This is a genomic window from Shewanella sp. 1311 (assembly GCF_059338235.1).
The window spans coordinates 3,033,273-3,049,879 of record NZ_CM181686.1; the positions used below are offsets into that span (position 1 = coordinate 3,033,273).

14 protein-coding genes are annotated in these 16,607 nt (G+C 48.2%); 6 read left to right on the forward strand and 8 right to left on the reverse strand.

Going from position 1 to position 16,607, the window contains the following annotated elements:
* Window positions 1–12: 12 nt before the first annotated feature.
* The 5 genes from AC5YB3_RS13670 to gmk form a co-directional block, all read right to left on the reverse strand.
* Window positions 13–1,677 (reverse strand): AMP-binding protein, encoded by a 1,665-nt coding sequence (locus AC5YB3_RS13670; protein WP_494525515.1) that lies wholly within the window; start codon window positions 1,675–1,677, stop codon window positions 13–15.
* Window positions 1,678–1,904: 227 nt separating this feature from the next.
* Window positions 1,905–2,288, reverse strand: a complete 384-nt coding sequence (locus AC5YB3_RS13675; RefSeq protein WP_006079838.1) for a RidA family protein — start codon at window positions 2,286–2,288, stop codon at window positions 1,905–1,907.
* 25 nt (window positions 2,289–2,313) lie between these two features.
* Window positions 2,314–4,419 carry a bifunctional GTP diphosphokinase/guanosine-3',5'-bis pyrophosphate 3'-pyrophosphohydrolase gene (gene spoT / locus AC5YB3_RS13680; RefSeq protein WP_494525516.1) on the reverse strand — a complete coding sequence of 702 codons (2,106 nt, stop codon included), beginning with the start codon at window positions 4,417–4,419 and terminating at the stop codon, window positions 2,314–2,316.
* A 45-nt stretch (window positions 4,420–4,464) separates the two neighbouring features.
* Window positions 4,465–4,743 carry a DNA-directed RNA polymerase subunit omega gene (gene rpoZ / locus AC5YB3_RS13685; protein WP_006079841.1) on the reverse strand — a complete coding sequence of 93 codons (279 nt, stop codon included), beginning with the start codon at window positions 4,741–4,743 and terminating at the stop codon, window positions 4,465–4,467.
* A gap of 49 nt (window positions 4,744–4,792) precedes the next feature.
* Window positions 4,793–5,425 carry a guanylate kinase gene (gene gmk / locus AC5YB3_RS13690; RefSeq protein ID WP_494525517.1) on the reverse strand — a complete coding sequence of 211 codons (633 nt, stop codon included), beginning with the start codon at window positions 5,423–5,425 and terminating at the stop codon, window positions 4,793–4,795.
* A gap of 252 nt (window positions 5,426–5,677) precedes the next feature.
* On the opposite strand from gmk, the gene AC5YB3_RS13695 reads away from it, so the two are divergent.
* The 4 genes from AC5YB3_RS13695 (at window position 5,678) to AC5YB3_RS13710 (ending at window position 11,059) form a co-directional block, all read left to right on the forward strand.
* Complete coding sequence (locus tag AC5YB3_RS13695) at window positions 5,678–7,324, forward strand: hypothetical protein (protein WP_494525518.1); 1,647 nt, start codon at window positions 5,678–5,680, stop codon at window positions 7,322–7,324.
* Between the two features lie 204 nt (window positions 7,325–7,528).
* The gene (locus AC5YB3_RS13700; protein ID WP_494525519.1) at window positions 7,529–8,401 is read left to right on the forward strand and encodes an NTP transferase domain-containing protein; all 873 of its coding nucleotides are present in this window, start codon (window positions 7,529–7,531) and stop codon (window positions 8,399–8,401) included.
* Entirely contained in the window at window positions 8,394–9,458 is a 1,065-nt protein-coding gene (locus AC5YB3_RS13705) for a phosphotransferase enzyme family protein (protein ID WP_259506334.1), read from the forward strand. Before AC5YB3_RS13700 ends, AC5YB3_RS13705 begins: the two co-directional genes overlap by 8 nt.
* 182 nt (window positions 9,459–9,640) lie before the next feature.
* Entirely contained in the window at window positions 9,641–11,059 is a 1,419-nt protein-coding gene (locus AC5YB3_RS13710; RefSeq protein ID WP_494525520.1) for an MFS transporter, read from the forward strand.
* 9 nt (window positions 11,060–11,068) lie between these two features.
* On the opposite strand, the gene AC5YB3_RS13715 is transcribed toward AC5YB3_RS13710, so the two are convergent.
* On the reverse strand, window positions 11,069–12,040 hold the full coding sequence (locus AC5YB3_RS13715) for a sulfotransferase family protein (RefSeq protein ID WP_494525521.1): 972 nt from the start codon (window positions 12,038–12,040) through the stop codon (window positions 11,069–11,071).
* Window positions 12,041–12,705: 665 nt separating this feature from the next.
* On the opposite strand from AC5YB3_RS13715, the gene AC5YB3_RS13720 reads away from it, so the two are divergent.
* Both AC5YB3_RS13720 and AC5YB3_RS13725 read left to right on the forward strand, forming a co-directional pair.
* Window positions 12,706–12,936: a helix-turn-helix domain-containing protein gene (locus AC5YB3_RS13720; RefSeq protein WP_076497128.1), complete on the forward strand. Its 231-nt coding sequence runs from the start codon at window positions 12,706–12,708 to the stop codon at window positions 12,934–12,936.
* A complete protein-coding gene (locus AC5YB3_RS13725; protein ID WP_259484179.1) occupies window positions 12,933–14,888 on the forward strand; it encodes a DUF2075 domain-containing protein in 1,956 nt (651 codons plus the stop codon). Before AC5YB3_RS13720 ends, AC5YB3_RS13725 begins: the two co-directional genes overlap by 4 nt.
* Window positions 14,889–14,923: 35 nt before the next feature.
* On the opposite strand, the gene AC5YB3_RS13730 is transcribed toward AC5YB3_RS13725, so the two are convergent.
* Entirely contained in the window at window positions 14,924–15,400 is a 477-nt protein-coding gene (locus tag AC5YB3_RS13730; protein ID WP_259566514.1) for a PD-(D/E)XK nuclease superfamily protein, read from the reverse strand.
* A 103-nt stretch (window positions 15,401–15,503) separates the two neighbouring features.
* Entirely contained in the window at window positions 15,504–16,400 is an 897-nt protein-coding gene (locus AC5YB3_RS13735) for a LysR family transcriptional regulator (RefSeq protein ID WP_311988265.1), read from the reverse strand.
* Window positions 16,401–16,607 lie beyond the last annotated feature (207 nt).

A 16,607-nucleotide genomic window follows, 5' to 3' on the forward strand; every position in this document is an offset into this window, starting at 1 on the left:
TGTTTAGTCGAGTTATTTTTGCGTTAACTCATCTTCCCAGCGAACTTGGGCGCCACGAATGCCATCAACACGTTCGCTAAAGGCTTTTTCAAGCACATGGCGTTTGATCTTAAGCGTCGGCGTCAGCACATCGTTCTCAATCGTCCAAGGATCGTTAACTACGATAATCGCATCCACATGTTCGTGTGACTCTAAGTGCGGATTCACGCTATCGAGTGTCGCCTTGAGTGAAGCGCGGACTTCTTCGCGGGCTTGCAAACTAGCGCCTTCGGATAATTGCACTAATGCGACCGGATGCGGCAGGCCTGAGCCAATCACGCAGATCAGTTCAACATGCGGGTCCTGCGCCAATTTACGTTCGATAGGCACGGGCGCGACATATTTACCCTTGGCGGTTTTGAAGTTGTCCTTCACTCGGCCGGTAATGGTCACGCAACCATCGGCATCGATAGAACATAAATCGCCAGTGTGGAAGAAACCATCGGCGTCGAAGGCTGCCGCAGTGGCTTCTGGCTGTAGATAATAAGCCGTCATCAACCCTGGACTCTTAAGCAGTAGCTCACCATCTTCCCCTTGGCGGATCTGACAATCCTCAACCGGGCGACCTACTGTGCCAATTTTACGGGCATCGAAGGGGTAGTTGATAATCGAGTAGGCGCAGTTTTCTGTCATACCCCAAGCTTCACAGATATTCAGACCAATGCTGTGATACCAGTGGATCAGCGACGGCGGAATGGGCGCAGAGCCAGAGCCGAGCAAACGACAATGGTTCAAACCTAAGCCTTTATGGATTTTGTGCTTCACTAAGCTGCTGATTAACGGGATCTTCAGCAATAGATTCAGTTTACTAACACCAATTTTGTCTATGATGTTTTTCTGGAACAGGCTCCACAAACGCGGCACTGAGAAGAATACCGTCGGTTTTGCCCTTTGCACGTCGGCGACGAAGGAGTCGAGACTCTCGACGAAGGCGACCACGCTGCCGGAATAGAAGGATGAACCTTCAATCGCGACGCGCTCTGTGATGTGCGCTAAAGGCAAATAGGATAACAGTCTGTCATTGCCGTCGGTGCGTAAATCACGCACTACCGCTTGGCAAGTCCAGCCATAGCTAGCAAAGGTTTGAATCGCGCCCTTAGGTTGACCCGTTGAGCCAGAGGTATAGATAAGTGTCATCACTTGATCAGGCGTCGGTAGCGGGGCATCAACTAGGGGATAACCTAGTTTAAGTAATTGTTCCCATTGATATTGGGCTGGCATTGTATCGTAGGGCATAGCAAGACGTAGCAGCTCGCCGCCGACACCGGCTTCTTGGTCGGCCCAATGGTCGAGTTTACCGAGGAAAATGGCTTTTGCACCGCTGTGTTGCAGCACATAGCGAATGGTATCTGTGTTGGCCGTTGGGTAAATCGGCACGCTAATATAGCCGCCGTGCATTAACGCGAGGTCGGTGATAAACCATTCGGCGCAGTTTTTAGAGAGTACGGCAATTTTATCACCGCGCTCTAGGCCTAGATGCTGTAAGGCACCGGCCAGTTGCTGAACTTTTTCTTGAACTTCGGCCCAAGTAAAATCAAGGAATTGACCCTTGATAGGTTGGCGTAAATAGACTTGATCCCCCTGAGTCTTAGCCCAGTGCGCCAGCATTTCAATTGGCGTCTTAATCGCTGTATCCATTGGCAATTCCCTGTTCTTTATTGTTATTTTGGCTGCACCCAGTATGGCGAGTTTTGTGAGCCCGCGCAAATAGTTTACAGGATTGTAAAATATGAGAATGGAGCCCAAAGCCTACAAGCTGAGTATGAAAATAAGATGAAGAGAATGACAAGCGTCAGAGAGGCTGGTGTCGGCAACAAAAAAGGCGCCGCAGCGCCTTTTTGTTGGTTGAAGTGGAATGCCAGAGCTTACAGCTCCATCACGCCATCCATTTCAACTTGAGAATCCTTCGGCAATTGCTTCACGCCGATAGCTGCACGGGCTGGGTATGGCTGGCTGAAGTAACGGCTCATGATTTCATTCACTTTTGCAAAGTGGCTTAAATCAATCAGGAAGATGTTGAGCTTAACGATATCGTTGATTGAACCGCCCGCAGCAGTACAAACCGCCGTTAGGTTTTCAAATACTTGCACCACTTGAGCTTCAAAATCATCGCTGACAATTTGCATTGTGCTTGGCACAAGCGGAATTTGGCCGGATAAATATACTGTGCTGCCGACTTTGACGGCCTGTGAATAAGTGCCGATGGCCGCAGGGGCGTTTTCGGTCGCTATAATAATTTTTTCTGCCATGACGCTCTCTCTAATGTTGAGTTAATTAACGATTACGGGACGTACGCAGCACTTCGGGCAGTACCCTAATTCGGCGCATCACGTTGGCTAAATGGATCCTGTCTTTCACCGAAATCCGCAGGTTGATCAAATACACGCGGCCATCTCGTTCCTCTGTGCTGAGGTTGTGAATGTTCGAGCCTTCGGCGGCAATGATCGAGGTGATCTTCGCCAGTGCGCCTTGGTGGTTAACGATTTCGACCCGCAGGTTGGCTTGGTAATCAACGCCTTCGACATTATCCCATTGCACAGGAATATACTTGTCAGGCTCTCCTTGATAACCACGAATGTTAGCGCAGTTTTCCATGTGCACCACTAAGCCCTTACCTTGGCTCACGTGGGCAATTACGGCATCGCCAGGGATTGGGCGGCAACAGTTGGCGAAGGTAACGAGCATACCTTCGGCGCCACGAATTGGCATCATGTGGCCGTCGCGGCTTTCTTGATTCTCAAGATTATCGCCAATCAAACGCTGGGCGATAACAATGCTCATGGCATTGCCAAGGCCGATGTCGGCGAGCAGTGAATCGAGCGTGGTATGTTTAGTATCGCGAATGACTTTTTCAATCTGCTCAGGCGGAATACTGTCGAGCTTAGTCTTGCCGAGCGCATGGTTGAGCAGGCGGCGACCGAGCGCAATTGCGTCATCACCCTTAAGGCTTTTCAGCACTTGGCGGATTTTGGCGCGGGCCTTACCTGTTACCACAAAGTTCAGCCAAGCGGCATTCGGACGGGCGCCTTTAGCGGTAATGATTTCAACGGTTTGGCCTGAAATTAACGGCTGGCTGAGCGGATACGCTTGGCGGTTAACGCGGGCACCGACGCAGGTATTACCCACATCTGTATGCACTTCGTAGGCAAAGTCTACCGCGGTGGCATTCACGGGTAATTCCAGAATGCGACCTTCAGGGGTGAACACATAAATCTCTTCTGGGAAGAGTTCAGTCTTCACGTTTTCAACGAATTCGAATGAGGTGCTGGCGCTTTGTTGTAATTCCAACAAGCTTTGCATCCACTTACGGGCACGCACTTGAGTCGTCGTGCCTTGGCCTGTTTGCGCACCGCCTTTGTAGGCCCAGTGTGCAGCGACCCCTTTGTCAGCCATCTGATCCATATCTTCGGTACGAATTTGGATCTCAACGGGCACGCCGTGTGGACCAAATAAAGAGGTATGGAGTGACTGATAGCCGTTGGCTTTAGGGATAGCAATATAATCTTTGAAACGACCGGGGCGAGGTTTATACAGTCCGTGCATGGCGCCGAGTACGCGATAACAAGTGTCGATGGAATCGACTATTACCCTAAAGGCGTAGATATCCATCACTTCTTGGAATTGCAGCTCTTTACTCTGCATCTTGTTATAGATGGAGTAGAGATTTTTCTCGCGGCCTTTAACTTTTCCTGGAATACCCGCATCGTTTAAGCGCGTATAAACAGCGGCTTCAATGCCTTGGATCAATTCTTTGCGATTGCCACGGGCAGCTTTAACGACTTCTTTGAGCACCCGATATCGCATGGGGTAATACGCTTGGAAACCTAAGTCTTCTAACTCTGTCTTGATGTTATGGATACCGAGACGGTTAGCGATGGGCGCGTAGATTTCTAAGGTTTCGCGGGCGATACGGCGACGTTTGTCGGGACGCAGGGCGCCTAAGGTACGCATATTGTGGGTTCTATCGGCAAGCTTGATGAGGATAACGCGGATATCCTGCGTCATCGCCATCATCATTTTACGGAAGTTTTCAGCCTGAGCTTCTTTCTTGTCGCGAAATTTTAGCTTATCGAGTTTTGACACGCCTTCGACGAGCTCGGCCACCGCGATACCGAATAGTTCGGCTAAATCGTCTTTGGTGACATGAGTATCTTCGATAGTGTCGTGGAGCAGTGCTGCCATCAGCGTCTCATGATCAAGACGCATGTCAGCAAGGATGCGGGCAACCGCAACCGGATGAGTAATATAAGGTTCGCCACTCGTGCGCATTTGCCCTTCGTGGGCATCACGCGCAATCTGGTACGCCTGCTTGAGCAATTCTACCTGTTCGGGTTCTAAGTAACCGGAAGCAGACTCCTTTAGACCTTCAAACAGATACAAGTGGCAGCTCTCCTTTTACCTAAACAGGTGTTTACTCAACAACTCTTATAATGAACGGCCTTCAGCAATGGCTGAAACTGCTGCAATTTCAGCGGCTTCACGTTCACGTACCGTTTGACGCTCATCGGCATCTAAGGTGTGAGCGTTAACTAAACCTAGTTCGATTTCACGCAGGGCGATAACCGTTGGTTTGTCGTTCATCTCTTCAACCATAGGGTCTTTACCCTGCACGGCGATTTGGCGAGCACGACGCGCCGCAACCAAGATCATATCAAAACGGTTGCCGATTTGTTCTACGGCGTCTTCTACAGTTACGCGAGCCATGTGTTGAAACTCCAGTTTATCTAGGGAAAAAATGACGCAAAATTGTACACTATGACAGTTGGCCTGCCAACAGATCGTTAAGCATATCATTTTGCGCGTGGATCTGACTAGCACAGGTTAAGCGCTGACTGCGAATGATGGCACGCAAATCAGCTAATGCAGTGTCAAAATCGTCGTTGACGATAATAAAATCATATTCTTTATAGTGGGACATTTCCGATACGGCTTGTGCCATACGGCTGGCGATCACATCGCTACTGTCTTGTCCACGGCCTGTGAGGCGGCGTTCTAGCTCGGCTTTCGAGGGTGGCAGAATAAACACACCAACGGCATCGGGCATCACAGCTTTAACTTGCTCGGCACCTTGCCAGTCGATATCGAGGAAAACATCGATACCTTGGGTGAGCGTATGCTCAATCACATGGCGCGAGGTACCATAGTAATTGCCGAACACTTCTGCCCATTCAAAAAAGGCATTTTCAGCAATTAACGCTTTGAATTGTTCAACATTAACGAAGTGATAGTGTTGACCATCGACTTCACCTGGGCGTGGCGCGCGGGTGGTATGTGATACCGAAACCTGCATGTCAGCGGGCTCGTCTTTAAGCAAGGCCGAGATCAGCGAGGATTTACCTGCGCCACTTGGCGCCGACACAATAAATAAATTTCCGCGTGCGGTCATGAGCTAAATATCCAATTGGTTAACGCAAGAAGGGCCCAGAAAGCCGAGCATTATACCGATTTTGACCATAGAAATACTAGGGCTTGTAGGCCAGCAATTTAAGCCTATTTTAGATTTACTTCGATATTATGCGCATTTTTATCCGACTAGGGTCGTAGGCACTGACAATTGCGGGTAAATTGGTTACGCTCGTGCGAATAAGGCAATGAGTGTCTTTTTGTATCTCGTTTTTACAACAATAAAGGAAGGGTCGTGCTGTTAAAATCTCTTTTCTGCCTTCACGGGCGTGATTCTCGTCCCCGCTTTGTCGCAATCAGTGTTGGCGTTTACGTCTGTATTGCACTTGCCGCCGCTGCTTTTGGGGCTAATTTCCTGATGTATTTACTGGCATTGTTGGGCTTACCTTTATTAGGGCTCGCCAGTTTGCGTCGTTTGGCCGATGCCGATAAGTCAAAAGGCTTGATTGGCGTATTCCTATTACCCTTATTTATTTTCATCGGGCTGTTAACGGCCGATGTGCATATTGCCTTAATCGGCTTGAGTTTAGCGTTAGCCGCTGGACTGACGTTTTGGGGCTGGCGTTTACCGGCGCCAACCATAGTCGATTATCGCTACGGTTATTTCGGCCCTGAGCTGGATGCGCCAACATCGCAGGCTATGCCTAGGCGCCGTGTGGAGCCGACGATCGTTCCAAAGGCGGCGGCTAAAGAGATAGAAACTCAAGATGTTGCCGCAAGACAGGCAGGCAAATCGACCGCCCATATTCAAGCGCAGCCTCAAGTTGAGCGACATGAGCCGCATGTTGAGCAGTCGCATGCACAGGCCATTAGCGCCGCAACGGCCTCTGAGGCAGTGGTGGATTTATCTGCCCATGTTGAACCCATTGCCTCTGAACCAATAGTCGCTGAGTCTAATGTCGCTGAACCTATTGTCGCCTCGACTATGAGCGCGGCGGATGCCGAGCTTGAGGCCCAGCGCCAAGATGAACTGCGTTTTGATGCCCTTACTCGGATGACGCAAAATCCTGCCGATTTTGTGGTGCCCGACAGTCATGCGGATTTTCGCCCCGCTAACACCAGTCGTGTCGAACAGACCAACATTGATTTAGTCGACGTTGATGTCGCCAATGTTGATTTAAAACATGTCGACTTTAACGCGGCCCAATTAGATCCCGCCGAACGCAGCACAGAACCGGGTTGGCGTTTTGCCGTCGAAGAAGATGACGAGCCGGACAGCTTTAACGATCGAGATCATGCCGAAGAAGTACGTCAACGCCGCGCCGAAGCGAAAGATTCAGGGTCGATGACCGAGCTGTTTCGCGGTTTGTTCGAGTTTTTAGCGCCGCTAAAGCGGTTCTTCGTACTACCTAAGATTAAGCTGCCTAAACTGGAACGCCGTTATTGGCGTCCTGCGGGGATAGGTTGTGGTGTTGTGGTCTTGCTCGCCTTGGTTTGGGGCCTTTGGCCAAGTGGCGACGCTGAGACGGGCGACGGCGCAGAAGTGGTAACGGTTAACGCGATTGCGCCCTATGCGGGTGAGCGGGTGACGCTCGCGCTACCGGACGGCTTTTCTGTGGCGCTGGAGGATGACATCTTGATCATGCGTTGGCTCGGTGAGAAAGGTAAAGCGCAAAACCTCTGGTCCATAGCGACGGCAAAGGGCGATAAAACCTGTAGCCTGTTGTCCTTTAATAATGGCACTGACTATCGCCCTGTGACTGTGGATTTGAAAGCCGACTCAGCAACCGAAGCGCGATTCACCCCACTCGACACTCAAGCCATCATAGTGGACCTTGCGCGCCGTGGCAGTATCAGCCTGTGTGGTTATAAGTTCAGTCTTAAGGGCAGCCAAGCGATATTGGAACAGAATCGCACTTTTGGTGATTACATCGCGCGTTGATTTAGACTGCAAGTTAGGTCGCAGCTTAGGTCAGCAGCATAAGTCGATAAAATTTCTGCTTAAATGCTAGTCACAATTAGAGGGGTAGATTACACTTTTGCTCCTCTTTTTCTCAAACCGCGTTTTAAATGCGTTATGCCTTGGTATTGGGCGCGGCGGTTTGGGGAAACATCTTTAAATTTGAACTGAATATATCAATCCAGCATGAATACAGAATTGACCTTAGTCATTATGGCTGCAGGGCTAGGTAGTCGTTTCGGCGGCGATAAGCAATTGGCAGCGCTCGGTCCCGCTGGCGAACCCATGTTGGTGTTATCGATCATGTCGGCCATTCGCAGTGGCTTTCAGCGTGCTGTGCTGGTGATCCGCCCTGAGTTAGAAACTGAGTTAACTGAGATACTGACACGGTTTTTGCCCACCGATTTTGCCTATCATTTTTGCTATCAAGCCCTAACGGATTTACCCGAAGCGGCGCAGCTGGCTGATCTCAGTCACAGGCTTAAACCTTGGGGCACGGCCCATGCTCTTTGGAGTGCGCGCCATCTCGTTAAAGGGCCAATGGCCGTTATCAATGCCGATGATTTTTATGGTGATAGCGCTTTTGACTCGTTAGCCAAAGGCTTAAGCATGAGACCTACAGAGTGGATGATGGTGGCTTATCCCATAGAACTCACATTGTCGGAGCACGGCGGTGTTAACCGGGGTCTGTGTCAGGTTGAAAATGGTCAGCTTAAATCGGTTGCCGAATGGCTCAATATCGCCGAGCAAGGTGGGCAATTGGTGGGTGATGGCCCACAGGGACATGCGAGTTTGCCGCCCGAGTCCTTGGTCTCTATGACTTGCTGGGGCTTCTCCCCAAGCATATTTGATGTTATTAAACGTGAATTAACCGAATTTATTGGGCAACAGGGTCAACAACCTAAGTCTGAATGTTACTTGCCCGCCATAGTACAAGCGGGCATTGAGCAAGGTTTGCCTGTCTATGTCGATGTTGCCTGTGAGCCTTGGCTCGGCGTGACTTATCCGCAGGACACTGTCTGGGTAAAACAAAAATTAACGGAGTTATTGAGTGATTAAACTCATCAGGCAGTCAGTGTTGCCTCATTTTGGTATTGAAGCTGCCGAGGCAAAAATTTCTGCACTCGGTAATGGCCACATCAATGACACCCTGTTGGTGCGCTGGCCTGCGGGCGAATTAGTATTGCAGCGAATTAATACTGAGGTATTTAAAACGCCCAACGCTTTGGTCAGCAATGCCGATAAAATTAGCCATCATTTATGCGCTAAATCGTTGCAGCAACAATACGGCCTCAAAGTCGTTAGCCCTTGTTTAACCCAAGAGGGTGAATTGGCTATCGATTTAGGCGAACAAGGATTTTGGCGCGCGATCAGTTATTTGCCACATAGTCTCAGCATTGAAGTGGTTAAGTCGGAACAAGAAGCAGAAATGGCGGCCAAGGCCTTTGGTCATTTTGCTTCAGCCTTGAGTGACTTTGATGCGACTCAGCTCGAAGATGTGATCCCCCAGTTTCACCACTTACCGGGACGCATGGCCTTGTTACAACAGGCCGCCGAACTCGATAGCCAACACCGCCTAGATCTTTGCCGTCATTGGGTCGATTACGCGTTATCTCAGCAGGCTTTGCTGGATGAACTCGCGGAAATATCGCCAAAGCTGCCGCTGCGAATTTGTCATAATGACACTAAAATCAATAACATGCTTTTCGATAAACGCGACATGTCCAGCATGGCGATTATCGATTTAGATACCTGCATGAAAGGTCATCTGATGTATGACTTTGGCGATATGGTCCGCACTTTCTGCTCGCCAGAGGAAGAAGACTCAACGGCCTTGGATAAAGTCGAAGTGCGACAAGATATCTTCGCCGCGATTTGCCGTGGCTACTTGAGCGAGTTGGGCGATGTCTTAACGGAAGACGAAAAACGCAGTCTGTGGCTTGGCGCGCGGGTGATTTGTTTGATGATAGGCGTGCGTTTTTTAACGGATTATCTTAACGGTGATGTGTATTTTCACATCCACCGCGAAGGCCACAATCTGGACCGCGCCGCCAATCAGTTTACCTTGTACCAAAGTTTGCTCGACCAAGAAACGGTACTTAAAGCCCATTTCTAAGTCAGGATATGGATCTTGGTGATTGCGCCAGTTTATAGTTCCAATGCACTGAGAAACAAAACGCCCAAGGCTTTGCTTTGGGCGTTTTGCTTTAATACGATTGCTTTAAGCCCTAGGCAGATGGCATTTCATCCGACATAATCGAGCAATATCCCTTAATATTATATGGATTTGTGCTTGGTATGGATTCACCTGTGGCGCAGCCGTTAGTCACTTGTTCACGGCGCAGCGAACGTAACTCTTGGTTAAGATGTACCCTGCGTCGCTCGCAGCAGGAGGCGGTTGCCTCGTCTATGATGACGGCGACCAGCGATAACTTCTTTAATGCCTACGCAATTTTTCTCGGTGCCAGCCTAGCGCAGATGGGCTTTGTCACAGGTTTACCTCAGTTTTTTGGCGCTATCTCCCAGCTTTTATCTGTCTGGCTCGCCAGCCATTTCTCCCGCCGAACTTTTATCGTCTTTTGTGCCGCCTTTCAGGCCTGTGTTGTGCTGGCTATGGGCGCGTTAGCCGCTTTCGGCCCTGAACATGCGGTGTGGATCTTTATCGTTTTAGCCGTTGGTTACCATGGCTTTATCAATCTAATTCAACCCCATTGGCGGGCGTGGATGGGCTCTATTGTTCCCGAACGGCGCCGTGGCACTTTTTTCGCCGCGCGCACTCGGCTCACTATGGGCGCATCTTTGAGTGTGTTCTTTATTGGCGGCGGCATACTTACCTTAACCGACTCGATGCAGATGGCGTGGCTGGGCTTTAGTCTGTTGTTTTCTATCGCGGCGATGGGGCGGTTTGTGTCGGCTTGGCTACTGCTGCAGATGCACGATCCCGATCCGCGCGAGCCCAAACAGCGCGGCGTATTTCTGCAGACGATTAGTCATTTTCGCGAGGCGTGGAAGGATAAAACTTTTCGTCAGTACAGTTTGTTTGTCGCCAGTATGCAGGGAATGGTGGCGATCTCAGCGCCATTTTTTGCCGTTTATATGTTGGAAGGCTTGAAGTTTACTTATCTCGAATTTGTGTTCGCCAGCGTGGCTTCGATAGCGACTCAATTTGTCACCCTGCGATTTTGGGGTCGCTTTAGCGATCAATTCGGCAATCGTTTAGTGATGATCATCACCAGTTGTATGATCCCAAGCTTGCCGCTGATGTGGCTATTCTCGGATAACTATCTGTATATCTTAGCAATCCAAGCTTTCTCTGGCTTGGCGTGGAGCGGCTTCACCTTAAGCACGGCAAATTACCTTTATGATATCCGCCCCTTTCGCAGTGACTTTGCGACCTACGCCGCTTTGCAAGCAGCCTTGAGTGCGGCCTGTGTATTTGTTGGCGCGATATTGGGCGGCACTATTGCCTCCCATGCGGCGGACTTTTTAGTCTGGTCGGGTTGGGATGGCGTGTTATCTAGCCCTATCTTCGTGGTGTTCTTAGTCTCGACCGTGCTGCGAGCCTTAGTGACACTCTGGTTTATTCCGCGCTCGGTCGAACCTAAAGTGCGTCCAAGGCCGCAGTTACTGCAACTTATCTTCCGTATCCGCGGCTTTAATGCCATTTCGGGCGTGAGCCTCGATTGGCTCACTGTGGTAAAACGCCGCAAGCAATAGGGCGTACAGCTAAAGCGTATAGTCGAAAAACTTACGGCTTTGCGGGCCAGCGCTATTACTGTTCACCTTATTGGGATGTTTATATTCATGCCAAGCCGCAACGTGTGTACCAGCGTTTAATTTAGGGAAATCCAGTCCATGCTCGCTGGTGTTGACTGGCTGTGGTTGAACGGCTGCCTTTTCCTGACTCGTTCCTTCCTGTGATATCTGGTTTGGTGCACTTTTTATTTGAGAGTCCGAGAATGCTCTATCTGTCACTTGACCTAAGGTTGGGCAATCCGTAGTTAACCCCAAAAATTGCAACAAGCGACTCAAGCTCCCCGCATGGCTTATGTCGAGTGAGATAAAATCTTCTCGGCCATGAAAGTAAGCGAGCACTTCGTTTTGATGCCTTTGATAACAAGCAATAAGATGTGCCTCGTCTACGGGATCCGCCACTTTATTGATAGCAAACGTGTGCCGAAAACTGCGTTTCATAATCGGGTGGAATCGTCCCGATTTTTCCTCTAAATGCGGCAGCATTTTACCCAGTAGCATTTGCATTGAAGGCACCCACTTCGCCATATCACGCTCGAGGTAGACAAATTTGGCCTGCGGGAATAGACCATCAAGCTGCCGATAATCACTAAAACAGGGCACATCAGAAATCGCATCGGCCAGCATAAATGCCTGTTTAGTAAAGGCCATGTGCGCCACTTTAAGCCCTTGCTCCAACAACGCCACACTCACACTTGTCGTGCCCGTACGCGGTAGGCCTATGATAAAGACCTTCTGTTTTTCTACACTTGCCTGTTCACCACCGAGCGCACTCGACTTTGCAGGATTCATCTTATCTGGCGTGGTAATCTGTGAATGACCAGTGTGCTGCGTATTTGCGGCATGATCTGCATTGCCAATATGTTGTGCATCAACAGTACGCTGTGCATTAGCAGAACATTGTGCGTGAGCAGAAGCTGTTGAATTGTTGGCATTATCAGGCATAGATTGGGCTCAGAATGTGTGTGCAAGCGGTGCAGTGTAAGCAATGAGTTTTCACATCGGCGTTTCGCATTGGCGTGTCAAATCAGCGGCGACAGTATATCTCAGCACGAAGGCTTTGTCGGTGGCTATACATAAAAGTCACGCACCACGGCAATGCACCCAGTAAAGGCGCACCGTATTGTGTGATAAGTGAAGTGTCGCTGCACAATAATAGTAAGTGTGGAAGCTCATAAGGCTTAGAAACTGAGCTTCCGGATTACCAACAAGGCTCATTTCCCTGCATTGCATAGCCATGTTGGTATTGATGAGGCGAATATTAGCGCTATTCGACTCATAATGTGAGGCGAATAAGTGAACCTCAATCAAAAGGTCGCTAATGTGAGTCGCCCGTCATCTAGCTCAATTGGTCGAGCTGCGTGATGTTGAATTCTGGAATAGCTAGGCAATTCCTGCGGCCGAAGTACCAAATACTTATTGTCGAGTGGTTGGTAAATCTGCTGTCTAAATGTAATCAGCGGCAACAACCATTTTGTATTTTGTGAGTGATTACTCTGTGCGATGTTATGTCAAAATCATTAAGTGCTAGGTATTGAATGTGACTCATAGTCCGTAGACGTATTGTCTACAAGTAAAGATCATCATGAAAACTCTTCAAAGGATTATTCATGGAAGATCATTTGCTTACCTCATTCGGTACTCATCTAAAAAGTTTGCGACTTGAGAGATCTTTTTCTCAGGAGCAGCTTGCATTAAAAGCTGACATGGACAGAACCTATGTCAGCGGCATTGAACGTGGGCAACGCAATGTTAGTTTGATTAATCTTTTTAAGCTTGCCAGTGCTTTAGATATCCCGGCGAAACAACTTCTTGATTTTACCGTTGAGGGATCATTATGACTCAACGAGCATTTTATTTGGCGAGTTTTAAAGATTTTCTATCTGATGAGCCCGATGCGATTATCGGGCAGATATCACGTTTCCATACTCAGCATTTATTGCATACGCAAACTCGTGCTTGGTGTACTGAAATTGAAGTTCTCAAACGTTCCTTGGCCGAGAGCGTTGAGCTGGAAGGGCATATTTTCATTGAGTTTATGATCCCACGAATGGGACGACGTGCCGATGTCGTGATTATATTTAAAGGGATTGTTTTTGTTGTAGAGTTTAAAGTTGGCGCAAAAGTATTTACCGCTGCAGATATGAGGCAAACTCATGGATATGCTTTAGATTTAAAGAACTTTCATCGCGGTAGTCATGATAAATATCTAGTTCCTCTGCTTGTCGCCACCAAAGCGATGAGCCAATCGAAAAATCCAGAATTCGCCGACGATAATGTTGCTTCGACCTTGTGTATTTCACCCAGTGAATTGTTTTCAAGAATGCGCCAAATCGCTGAACGGTTGAATCAACCTACTTTTGACCCAAACTTGTGGGCTGATTCTGGCTATTTGCCGACACCAACAATTATCGAAGCGGCGCAAGCGCTATATGCGCAGCATAAAGTCGAAGATATAGCTCGTAGTGAAGCAGACACTCAAAATCTTGGACAAACGAGTCAGCAATTACTTCAGTTGATTCACGATGCTCGTATCAATAAGCGAAAAATAATTTGTTTCGTTACCGGTGTTCCGGGGGCGGGAAAAACCCTTGTAGGGCTAAATATTGCGAGTATTCACGCAAACAGGGAAGAGAACGAGTATTCTGTTTTCCTCAGTGGTAATGGGCCTTTAGTGACGGTATTACAGGAAGCCTTAGCTAGGGATAGATCTTCTAGAACTGGTGATTCTATCAGCGCAACCAGAAAGGAGACTGAATCATTTATTCAAAATATCCATCGCTTTAGGGATGAATATCTGAATGGTGGTGTGCCGCCTGAAAAAGTGGCCATATTTGATGAGGCTCAACGGGCGTGGGATAAAGAGCAGGCAAGCGATTTTATGCGTCGTAAGCGAGGTATTGTCGACTTTGATAAATCAGAGCCTGAGTTTCTCATCGAAGTAATGGACCGTCGTCAAGACTGGGCATTTATTATTGCACTAGTCGGTGGTGGGCAGGAGATTAATAAAGGTGAGGCAGGTCTAGCAGGTTGGTTGGACGCACTTAAGGACAGGTTCTTAGATTGGGATGTCTATTTTTCCACCGCTTTATTGTCTGGTGAGTATGTCTCAATGGGCGTAGACCTGAATTCGGTTTCAAGGGCGAATATCTTACCTAACTTACATCTTGCCACATCCATGCGATCTTTCCGCGCTGAAAAGTTATCGAGCTTTGTTCATTACTTCGTTTCTGGGCAATGCGGACTTGCAGTTAGCCTCTATAAAGAGATAGAGCATGTCTACCCAATCAAAGTCACTCGGGATATAGCTAAAGCCAAAGCTTGGGTTAATCTGCACAAACGAGCCAACGAGTCCATGGGGCTGCTTGCTTCTTCTAACGGTATTAGGCTTAAAGCTGAGGGTATTTTCGTTAAGAACAAGATAGACCCTGCTAAGTGGTTTTTAAGTGGGGCCGATGATATTCGTTCTGCCGAATTTTTAGAGGATGTTGCTACTGAATTTGATGTACAAGGGCTAGAGCTAGACTGGTGCGTTGTGGCTTGGGATGCAGATTACCGTTTCAATGCTCAAGCATTTGAGCACTGGCAGTTTGTAGGAACGAAATGGCAAAAACGAAGCCAATTAGTTCGGCAAAAATACCTTGAAAATGCTTATCGCGTATTGTTGACGCGGGCTCGTCAGGGCATGGTGATATTCGTTCCTAAAGGCGATAAATCAGATGAGACTCGAGATCCAAATTTTTATGATCATACTTATAAGTACTTGATAGATTGCGGGATTGGTGTGATTTAGTAAAAGAAAGGGTCGGAATTGTTCGACCCTTTTGGTTATTTTGAAACGAAAAAACTAATAAATTCATCAAGGTCACTAAAGACCTTGATTTGTTTGTCTTGAATATTACTTGCAGCAGTTTTTATCCAGTCAAAAGCTTTTTGTTTATAGCCTTTTCCACCTAGTAAAATGACTAAATTGTGCTCTGGCGCGAGGCGAAGAGACTCTAGGAAAAAAGGAAATTTTTGATCGACAGAGCCGCTTTGCTCTTGCTTGTGAGCTTCAATTCGGACTGCTCCTAGTGTTTGATGTTGTACTAAGAATGCTGCTTTTCGAATTCCACCATACATATCTGTATAAGGCACACTTTTAAGGAACTCGTTTTGAGACGGAACACCTTGTACTTCACGGAAGCCTAGCGCCACAAGGGATTGTTCTACTTGATCACAAAACTTCTGATTGGATAACATGCTTGCTTCATATTTACCTGAGTCGACTTCAGGTAGATCTTCAAAAAGTGATTCTTGGTTCATTCTCCATCCTTGGTTATTAAATCGCCCTTTAATGTAGCATTGAGAGTGGCTTATTTTCAATCAGTTAGAACCACTACATAAAATTGTTCTATAACTTTGAAATTTACCCTAAGTTGCCATTCACCAACAACTCCATCAAAAACTCGATCAATACACTCACCTTAGTCGGCAAATATTTCCGCTGCGGATAAACCGCGTAGATGCCATGTTCTGGGAGGGGATGGTCTGCGAGCAAGGCTTGTAGGTGGCCTGTTTGTAAGTCGGTGTCGACCATGAAACGGGGCAGGTTGGCTATGCCTAAACCATCGAGTGTGGCTTGGTGGATGGCATCACTATTATTGACTTGGTAGTTACCGTTCGGCTGGATACGAGTGGGGCCCTGTGGGCTTAAGAAGGTCCATTCAACACCATCACGAAAATATGAGTAGAACAAACAGTTATGTTGGCTGAGTTGCTGTGGCGTTTGTGGCGCAGCGTGGCGAGCAAGATACTCGGGTGACGCGCAAATCACACTTAAACAAGGGGCAATTTTACGGGCAATAAGACTTGAATCTGGCAGTTCGCCGATGCGAATCGCCAGATCGAATCCGCCAGCAATTAAATCGGTGGTCTTATCATCCATCTGCATTTGCAGCTGTATTTTCGGGTAACGACGCAGAAACTCGGGGATTAAAGGGGCGATATGCAAGCGGCCAAATACCATAGGGACAGCGATGCGCAAATTGCCCTGAGGCGCTTGCTGTAGCTCTGAAATAGCGTCCAATCCTTCCTCTGCGAGTTTAACTGCAGGGCGAACATAGTCGAAGTAGCGGGCGCCCGCTTCGGTAAGACTCAAGCTGCGAGTGGTACGGTGCAAAAGTTGAATACCCAGACTTTGTTCTAATAGGGTAATGCGTTTACTCACCGCCGATTTACTCAGCCCAAGCTTTTGACTTGCCAGTGAAAAGCTACCGCATTCCACGATAGTGACAAAGATAGGTAGTGCCGAAAAGTGCTCCATGGTGTCCTTAGATTATCGCGTTCCCCTGCCATTATTGTTGATGATACCTCAACAGTCAGTTTTTATTATCGTGGTTATCATCGCCCTTGATGCAAGGTAGACTAATGCACTTGCTGATTGCGGGTGTCGACAGTGAAGCCTAGTTATTTTCGGGCTCATCGCTCATGTTTATCGCTTATCTTGATTACTGCTCGGCAGCTAGCCACA

Excerpts from the sequence above, each read along its gene's own strand:
- AC5YB3_RS13670 (WP_494525515.1), bottom strand. The coding sequence starts at position 1,677 with ATGGATACAGCGATTAAGACGCCAATTGAAATGCTGGCGCACTGGGCT.
- AC5YB3_RS13675 (WP_006079838.1), bottom strand. The coding sequence starts at position 2,288 with ATGGCAGAAAAAATTATTATAGCGACCGAAAACGCCCCTGCGGCCATC.
- rpoZ (WP_006079841.1), bottom strand. The coding sequence starts at position 4,743 with ATGGCTCGCGTAACTGTAGAAGACGCCGTAGAACAAATCGGCAACCGT.
- gmk (WP_494525517.1), bottom strand. The coding sequence starts at position 5,425 with ATGACCGCACGCGGAAATTTATTTATTGTGTCGGCGCCAAGTGGCGCA.
- AC5YB3_RS13700 (WP_494525519.1), top strand. The coding sequence starts at position 7,529 with ATGAATACAGAATTGACCTTAGTCATTATGGCTGCAGGGCTAGGTAGT.
- AC5YB3_RS13710 (WP_494525520.1), top strand. The coding sequence starts at position 9,641 with ATGGATTCACCTGTGGCGCAGCCGTTAGTCACTTGTTCACGGCGCAGC.
- AC5YB3_RS13715 (WP_494525521.1), bottom strand. The coding sequence starts at position 12,040 with ATGCCTGATAATGCCAACAATTCAACAGCTTCTGCTCACGCACAATGT.
- AC5YB3_RS13720 (WP_076497128.1), top strand. The coding sequence starts at position 12,706 with ATGGAAGATCATTTGCTTACCTCATTCGGTACTCATCTAAAAAGTTTG.
- AC5YB3_RS13725 (WP_259484179.1), top strand. The coding sequence starts at position 12,933 with ATGACTCAACGAGCATTTTATTTGGCGAGTTTTAAAGATTTTCTATCT.
- AC5YB3_RS13730 (WP_259566514.1), bottom strand. The coding sequence starts at position 15,400 with ATGAACCAAGAATCACTTTTTGAAGATCTACCTGAAGTCGACTCAGGT.
- AC5YB3_RS13735 (WP_311988265.1), bottom strand. The coding sequence starts at position 16,400 with ATGGAGCACTTTTCGGCACTACCTATCTTTGTCACTATCGTGGAATGC.